This window comes from uncultured Azohydromonas sp. (assembly GCF_937926365.1).
In the GTDB taxonomy this organism is placed as follows: domain Bacteria; phylum Pseudomonadota; class Gammaproteobacteria; order Burkholderiales; family Burkholderiaceae_C; genus Azohydromonas.
On record NZ_CALAOH010000064.1, the window covers coordinates 1 to 7,674 of the forward strand.

The 7,674-nt window shown below is 70.1% G+C and carries 9 protein-coding genes and 1 pseudogene; 8 read left to right on the plus strand and 2 right to left on the minus strand.

The features are described from left to right. Together Q0741_RS06765 and Q0741_RS06770 are read left to right on the plus strand one after the other, a co-directional pair. Positions 1–301 (plus strand): annotated as a pseudogene (locus Q0741_RS06765) (ACP S-malonyltransferase); the annotation flags it as partial. 83 nt (positions 302–384) lie between these two features. Further along, entirely contained in the window at positions 385–1,302 is a 918-nt protein-coding gene (locus Q0741_RS06770; RefSeq protein WP_298232436.1) for a LysR family transcriptional regulator, read from the plus strand. Here the strand turns inward: Q0741_RS06770 and Q0741_RS06775 are convergent, their stop codons facing one another. Together Q0741_RS06775 and Q0741_RS06780 are read right to left on the minus strand one after the other, a co-directional pair. Then, the gene (locus tag Q0741_RS06775) at positions 1,303–2,217 is read right to left on the minus strand and encodes a DMT family transporter (RefSeq protein WP_298232437.1); all 915 of its coding nucleotides are present in this window, start codon (positions 2,215–2,217) and stop codon (positions 1,303–1,305) included. Positions 2,218–2,399: 182 nt separating this feature from the next. Beyond that, positions 2,400–3,419, minus strand: coding sequence for a tetratricopeptide repeat-containing serine protease family protein (locus tag Q0741_RS06780; protein ID WP_298232438.1), 1,020 nt, complete (start codon positions 3,417–3,419; stop codon positions 2,400–2,402). A gap of 512 nt (positions 3,420–3,931) precedes the next feature. Here Q0741_RS06780 and Q0741_RS06785 point away from each other — a divergent pair. The 6 genes from Q0741_RS06785 to Q0741_RS06810 all read left to right on the plus strand — a co-directional run. Continuing rightward, positions 3,932–4,312: an antibiotic biosynthesis monooxygenase gene (locus Q0741_RS06785; protein ID WP_298232439.1), complete on the plus strand. Its 381-nt coding sequence runs from the start codon at positions 3,932–3,934 to the stop codon at positions 4,310–4,312. Further along, positions 4,309–4,500 carry a hypothetical protein gene (locus Q0741_RS06790; protein WP_298232440.1) on the plus strand — a complete coding sequence of 64 codons (192 nt, stop codon included), beginning with the start codon at positions 4,309–4,311 and terminating at the stop codon, positions 4,498–4,500. Before Q0741_RS06785 ends, Q0741_RS06790 begins: the two co-directional genes overlap by 4 nt. Before the next feature lie 155 nt (positions 4,501–4,655). After that, positions 4,656–5,168 (plus strand): DUF1269 domain-containing protein, encoded by a 513-nt coding sequence (locus Q0741_RS06795; protein WP_298232441.1) that lies wholly within the window; start codon positions 4,656–4,658, stop codon positions 5,166–5,168. A gap of 42 nt (positions 5,169–5,210) precedes the next feature. Further along, complete coding sequence (locus tag Q0741_RS06800) at positions 5,211–5,717, plus strand: hypothetical protein (RefSeq protein WP_298232442.1); 507 nt, start codon at positions 5,211–5,213, stop codon at positions 5,715–5,717. Positions 5,718–5,791: 74 nt separating this feature from the next. Beyond that, positions 5,792–6,907, plus strand: coding sequence for a cytochrome c oxidase subunit II (locus Q0741_RS06805; protein ID WP_298232443.1), 1,116 nt, complete (start codon positions 5,792–5,794; stop codon positions 6,905–6,907). 64 nt (positions 6,908–6,971) lie between these two features. Further along, positions 6,972–7,674: cbb3-type cytochrome c oxidase subunit I (locus Q0741_RS06810; RefSeq protein ID WP_298232444.1), on the plus strand; the 703-nt coding region annotated here is incomplete at its 3' end.

A 7,674-nucleotide genomic window follows, 5' to 3' on the forward strand; every position in this document is an offset into this window, starting at 1 on the left:
GCTGGCGCCGGTGGCGCTGCAGCGCCCGCGCGTGCCGCTGCTGAGCAACGCGCGGGGCCGCGTGCGCGACGCCGCGCAGGCGCGCGAGGCGCTGAGCGCGCAGATCGCGCAGACCGTGCGCTGGGACGAGTGCCTGGAAGGCGTGCTGGCGCAGCGCGTGGACGCGGTGCTGGAGATCGGCCCGGGCCAGGCGCTGGCGCGCATGTGGCAGCAGCGCTGCCCGGACATCCCCTCGCGCTCGGTGGACGAGTTCCGCAGCGTGGGAGCCGTCGCGAAGTGGCTGCTTGGGCGGATGGGGTAGCGGCGCCGCCGAAGGCCTGCAGGCCTGCATGAAGGCGCGAAGCCGGGCAAATTCCAGCGCCTCGCGCCTTGATCGCCCTTCACATGAACCTCTCCTTCCACCTCGACGATCTGCGTCTTTTCTGCCTGGCGGCACGGCGCGCCAGCTTCGCGGCCACGGCCAAGGAACTGGGCACCTCGCCGGCCTTCGTGAGCAAGCGCATCGCGATCCTGGAGAAGGCGCTGGGCGTGAGCCTGTTCCACCGCGCTTCGCGGCGCGTGACGGTGACGGACGACGGCGAGGCGGTGTTCCGCGCCGCGCAGCAGATCCTCGAAGGCGTGGGCCGCATGGCCGAGGCGGTGGCCAGCGCCCGCGCGGAGCCGCGCGGGCTGTTGCGCATCAGCACCGGCTTCAGGCTCGGACGCCGCCACGTTGCGCCGGCACTGTCGCTGCTGGCACGCCGCTACCCGGCGCTGGACATCTGGCTGGAGGTGGTGGACCGCCAGGTGGACCTGATCGCGGAAGACATCGACCTGGACCTGCGCGTGGGCGAAGTGCACGAGCCGCACCTGGTGGCGCACCGCATCGCGCCGGCGTGGCGCTTCCTGTGCGCCGCGCCGGGCTACCTGGAGCGCATGGGGCATCCCAGGACGCTGGCGGACCTGGCGCAGCACGAATGCCTGCTGCTGCGCGAGCGCGATCTGCCTTTCGGCGTGTGGCGGCTCAACGGCCCGGACGGGCTGGAGACGGTGAAGGTCAGCGGCACGCTGGCCTCGAACAACGCCGACATCGTGCGCGTGTGGGCGCTGGACGGACACGGCATCCTGCTGGCCTCCGACTGGGACGTGGCCACGCACCTGGCCAGCGGTGAACTGGTCCGGGTGCTGCCGGCCTACAGCCACCCGGCCGATGTCTGGGGCGTCACGCCGCTGCGCTCCAGCCAATCGGCCAAGGTGCGGGTGTGCGTGGCCTTTCTGCAGGAGCAGCTCACGCAGGGGCCGTGGGCGTTGGGGAGCGTGTGATCAGCAGCCGGCGCGCCGCGGCGTGGCCGGCAGCCGTGCCAGGGCGGCGCGGTGCTCGCGCCCGTTGAGCCAGGTGCCCAGCGCGCCGCACACGGCGATGGCGAGGATGCCCAGCACGGCCAGCGCATCCGGCGCGTGCCTGAACACCAGCCAGCCCGCCAGCGTGGCGAAGCCGATCTGCGCGTACAGCCAGGGCGTGAGCACCGCCACCGGCGCGCGCCGGTAGGCCAGGATCAGCATGAAGTGGCCCACGGTGCCGAACAGGCCGATCAGCGCCAGCAGCGCCCACAGCAGCGGCGACTCCAGCGGCTGCCACGCGAAGGGCAGCATCACGCTGGTGGCCAGGGTGCCGATGCAGCCGGTGTAGAAGTGCGTGGTGCCGGGATCGTCGGTGTGCGCCAGCCGGCTGGTCACGACCTGGAAGCCGGTGTTGGTGGCCACCAGCCCTAGCGGCAGCAGCATGGTCCAGTCGAACATCTCGCTGCCGGGCTGGATCACGGCCAGCGCCCCGGCGAAGCCGCCGAAGGCGCACAGCCAGCGCGCCGCGGACACGCGCTCGCCCAGCGAGGTGGCGGCGATGAGCGTGATCAGCAGCGGCGTGAGCATCACGATGGCGGTGAACTCGCCCACCGGCATGAACTTCAGGCTCAGGAACGCAAAGGCGCTGCAAGCGAGCAGCAGCAGCCCGCGCAGCAGCTGCAGCCACGGCCGGCGCGTGTGCAGCAGCGCCATGCCACGCTTGGGCAGCAGCGCCGCGCCGGTGGCGACGGCCTGGAACAGGTAGCGGGTCCACATCGCCATCACCAGCGGCACGCCGGCGCTGATGAACTTGGTGGCGGTGTCCAGCGAGGCGAAGCAGGCGACGGCGGCGATCAACAGTGCGATGCCGTGCAGGACGCGGGTGGTGGGGTTCACGGGCGGATCAAGGGTTTTTCCTGAGCCGCGAGCCTACCGATCAACCAAACGGCAACCAACCGGCCAAGCGTGGAGCTTCGATTCACGAAGCGTGAACGATCAAGCCCGCAGCGGCATCTCGTCCCGCCGCGTGGGAAACCGGCCTCCCGGCCTCAAGCGGCGGGCTTCCCAGGCCGGCGCCTTCAATGCCGGGCGACTTCGCGGGCGCCGAAGGCGGATTCGGCGCGCAGCCGCTCCGAAACCTCGTGCGCCAGCCCGGGGTCCAGGCCCTGCAGCGACTCCAGGGCCTGCCGGGCCTGCTCGGCCTGGCCGCTGCGGTGGTAGAGCTCGGCCAGGCCGGCCCAGCTGCGGCCCTGGCGCGGGTTCAGCGCCAGGCTGCGGCGCCAGCCCTGGACGGCGGCATCGTGGCGGCCGAGGCGGGCATGGGCCAGTGCGCGCAGGTACAGCGGCTCGGCATCGGTGGGGTCCTCGCGCGTCCAGCGCTCGGTGAGTTGCAGCAGCGCGTCCCACTGCCCGGCCTGCTCCAGCGCGGCGGCCTGCAGGAAGGGCGGCAATGAAGCCATCGGCTGCTGCCAGAAGCCCTGGCCCGCGTGCGGCCGCACTCCGGTGGCGCGCAGGCGCTGCGCCGCCGTGTCGGGCAGCCACTCCGTGGGCAGCGCATAGAAATTGGTGCGCCCGCCCGGCAGGCGGAAGGTGAGGATGCCCACCAGGCGCCCATCACGATCGAACAGCCCGCCGCCGCTGGCGCCGGAGCTGAAGCCGTTGCTGCACTGGATGACGAGCTGCCCGTCCCACTGGTGCCGCGCCACCACGCTGCCGCCGCTGATGCGCAGCGCCGGCCCGCCGGTGTAGCCCAGCGCGGCCAGCTCCTGGCCCTCGTGCAGCGAGCCGGTGTGCCCCACGGTCACCGGCGCGTGCGGCAGCCCCGGTACTTGCAGCACGCACAGGTCGTGCTCGGCATCCACCACCTGCGCCTGCACGCCCCAGCGCGAGCCGGCCTGGACCACCGCGATGCTGTCGGCCCGGCGCGTGACGTGGCAGTTGGTCACCACGCGCTCGGTGGCGATGACCACGCCGGAGCCCACCTGCATGCGCCCGTCCTGCTCCTGGGCCTCGATGCGCAGCACGCTGTTGCCCAGCTGGATCAGCGAGCGGCGATCGAAGTCCGCATGCGCGCCCGCGGCGCCGAGCAGGCCGGCCACCGCGACCGCCGCGCCCGCCCACCCTCCGCGCCACGGCAAGCCGGAAGGCGCGGCGGCAGGCGGGCATCGTCGGCGGCCGGTCAGTGCCCCAATCCACGCCATGCCCGCTGTGCGCTTCACGAACTTCATACCGCGTACTTCCTTGCAAGAAGATGTGCAAAAGCCAGGCCTGCCGTGATTCGAGCATGCCGAGAATTAACCGGGAAAAAGCCGCCCTACCCGGGCAATGAATACCTGGAAAGACTTTGATGTGCCGTGAATGGCAATCAATATAAATCTGAATGCTGCGGTGCAGCAATGCCTTTTGCCGCACTCGGATTCTCTGGGGTCCCGTGTGGGCGCGGGCTTTGCGAGGACTGCACCTGCCAAGCCGCCTTGCAGCGATCTTAGGTGCGTGCAAGCAGCTGTTGCTAAGCGAAGTGCTTGATTTCCGTGAGTTTTTCAGTACTTCCGCCGGCCGTTGCCGGCGTGCGTATTTCACGCTGGCGGTTTGATCGATACTCGGCGCAACCATGTACAGCTCCACCTTCATATTCGCCAAGAAGCAATTCGACGCGGCTTTTCACAAGCTGTACGAGGGGATTGCCGCCAGGGCCCGTGCCATCCCGGGCTACCTGGGTGAAGAATCGTGGGAGAACACGGCCACTGGGCTGGTCTCCAACGTTTATTACTGGGATTCGCTGGAAGCGCTGCGGCAATTGGTACGCGACCCCAGCCACCTGGAGGCGAAGGCGGGGCAGGCGCGGTGGCTCAATGGTTACCGCGTCATCGTGGCCGAGGTGGTGCGCAGCTATGGCGATGACGGGCTCGACGGGCTCCTGCCTACCCTCCCGGCCCTTCCCAGCGTCAACGGGACAGGGCCTGCCGGCGCACCTGAGGGCATTGCGACATGAGAAGCGCGCCCGGCGTGATGGCCTTGCTGCTGTGCCTGTCGCTGGGCGCGGTGGCCGCGCCCGCGCCCTGGTACCTGTGGCGGAGCAAGGTCGATGGGAAGACCTTCTGCTTCCAGACTTCGCCCGGCCAGGGCTGGGAGCGGGTGGACGGCCCCTTCAGGGATGCGCGCTGCGAGAAGCCCGCGTAGGCCCGGCACGAAAAGGTTGAGTTGCAAACGGTGTGCCTCCCGGCGTGCCGCGGTGTGCGCTTCCTTTACCGGTAGGGATTAACGCTTGCCGGGCCCGAAGCGCGGATGTAGAAGAAATCCACTTGTTTTTTCTTGCATCGTTGCTGGAGGAGCCTATGCGCCGACGCATCTACTGGCTCTTGCCCGACCTGGCCAGTGCCAAGCGGACGATGGACGATCTGTTGCTGGCCCGCATCCCGGAGCAGTACATCCATTTCATGGCCCGCGAGGACGTGGACCTGACGGGGCTGCACCCGGCCAACCTGCTGCAGACCTCCGACGTGGTGCGCTCGGCCCAGTCGGGCCTGGTGATCGGCGGCGCCTCCGGCTTCGTGGCCGGGGTGGTGCTGGCGCTGTTCCCGGTGGTGGCCGAAACGCCGCAGGTGGGGCTGATCGCGGTGCTGGCGATCGTGGGCGCGCTGGTGGGGGCATGGTCCTCCAGCATGATCGGCGCCTCCACGCCCAGCGAGCGGCTCAAGCGCTTCCAGGGCGCGATCGAGCAGGGGCAGATCCTGCTGATGACGGATGTGCCGCACGGGCGCGTCGAGGAGATCGAGGCCCTGCTGCAGAGGTCGCATCCGGAGGCGCGCCTGGAGGGCGTGGAGCCGGACATCCCGGCCTTCCCCTGAAGCGCTCGAAGGGCCTGGAAACCAAGCTGAAAGGAGTGCGCCATGCAACTGCTTCGGCTGCATTGGGGTGAGTGGCAGGGCCGCCGGCCCGACTGGACCGCGGCGGCCGTGGCCGGCTTCCTGGCCGGCGCCGTGCTGATGGTGCTCGAAGGCGTGTGGACGCTGATCATGGGCTATGGCGATGCCTGGCGGACCTCGCGCATGCTCGCGGCCATGGTGCTGGGCCCCGGGGTGCTGGAGGACACCGGCTTCAGCCTCGGCGTGGTGGCGCTGGCGCTGCTCATCCACTACGTGCTGGGCATCCTGTTCGGCCTGGCGCTGGCCGCGCTGGTGACGGAGTTCCACGGCGAGGGCCGCCCGGGGACGATGGAGACCATCGGTGCCGTGTTCGGCATGGCGCTCTACCTCGTCAACTTCCACCTCATGTCCTACGCCTTTCCCTGGCTCGTCGAGATGCGCGGCTGGGCCACCTTCATGGCGCACCTGATCTTCGGCATCTCGGCGGCGCTGCTGTACTGGAAGCTGGGCCGGCAAAGCGCCCGGGCTTGAAACAGGGCTGAGCTGGAGCGTCGGGCCGGTGCCCGCGCCGCGGCCCGGCCCCTTCCGCGTGGAAGGGCACTGGCATGTGGATGGCTGTTGCGCTGGTCGCCATCGCCGTGGCGGTGGTGTGGTTCCATGCCGCCAGTCCCTGGTGGATCACGCCGCTGGCCTCGAACTGGCAGCGCATGGACGACACGCTGGCCATCACGCTGGTGGTCACGGGCGTGTTCTTCATCGGGCTGCACCTGCTGCTGGCGTGGATGCTGTGGCGCTTCAGGCACCGGCCGGGCCGGCGCGCGCACTACCAGCCCGAGAACCACCGGCTGGAGCGCTGGCTCATCGGGCTGACGGCGCTGGGCATCGTGGCGCTGCTGGCGCCGGGGCTGTACGTCTATGCCGAGTACGTGCGGCCGCCGCGCGACGCGCTGGTGGTGGAGGTGCTGGGCCAGCAGTGGCAGTGGCGCTACCGCTTCCCGGGCGCGGGCGGCGAGCTCGGCCGCAGCGACGCGCGGCTGGTGGACGGGCGCAACCCCTTCGGGCTCGACGAGCGCGACGCCGCCGCGGCGGACGACATCCTGGTGGAAGGCAACGAGCTGCACCTGCCGCTGAACCGGCCGGTGAAGCTGCTGATGCGCTCCGTCGATGCGCTGCACGACTTCTACGTGCCGCCGCTGCGCGCGCGCATGAACATGGTGCCGGGCATGGTGACCAGCTTCTGGTTCACGCCCACGCAGGCCGGGCGCTTCGAGGTGTTGTGCGCGCAACTGTGCGGGCTGGGCCACGCGGCCATGCGCGGCTACGTGGTGGTGGAGGACGAGTCCGCGTTCCAGGCCTGGCTGCAGGCGCGGCCCACCTTCGCCGCGGCGCGCGCGCCGGCCACGCCCATCGCCGGCGAGGCCGAGACGCCGGTGCAGCGCGGGCAGGCGCTGGCGCTGTCCATGGGTTGCGCCGCCTGCCACAGCGTGGACGGCAGCCCCGGCGCCGGGCCCAGCTGGAAGGGCCTGTACGGCAGCCGCAAGAACCTCAGCGACGGCAGCCACGTGATCGCGGACGCGGCCTACCTGGAGCGCGCCATCCGCGAGCCGCAGGCGCAGGTGGTGCAGGGCTTCGCGCCCGTCATGCCCAAGATTCCGCTGAGCGACACGCAGCTCGCCGAGCTGCTGGCCTACATCCGCAGCCTGGGCGAGCAGCCACGCTGAGCGCTGAGAGCCGGCCAGGGAGGGGAACCCACGACGCCAAGGCACCGCAGGAAGGACGCATCCCATGGACCACGCCGCACACGCCGCGCATGCCGCCAACGACGCCGCTGGCGGGCACGGCTACCCAATGAACTTCTGGACCCGCTACGTCTGGAGCCAGGACCACAAGGTCATCGCCATCCAGTACGGCGGCACCGCCATCCTGGTGGGCCTGGTGGGACTGGTGCTGTCCAACCTGATGCGGCTGCAACTGGCTTTCCCGGACAGCGCGCTGGGCACCGACGCGGCGCACTACCAGCAGTACATGACCATGCACGGCATGATCATGGTGATTTACCTGCTGACCGCGCTGTTCCTCGGTGGCTTCGGCAACTACCTGATCCCGCTCATGGTTGGCGCGCGGGACATGGTGTTCCCGTTCCTGAACATGCTGAGCTTCTGGGTGTACCTGCTGTCGGTGCTGGTGCTGCTGGCGAGCTTCTTCGTCACCGGCGGGCCCACCGGCGCCGGCTGGACGCTGTACCCGCCGCAGGCGATCCTGCAGGGCACGCCGGGGCAGGAGGGCGGCATCGTGCTGATGCTGGTGTCGCTGCTGATCTTCATCGTGGCCGCCACCATGGGCGGCCTCAACTACGTCACCACGGTGCTGCAGGCGCGCACGCGCGGCATGACCTTGCTGCGCATGCCGCTGACGGTGTGGGGCATCTTCGTGGCCACCATCCTGGCGCTGCTGGCCTTCCCGGCGCTGTTCGTCAGCGGCGTGATGA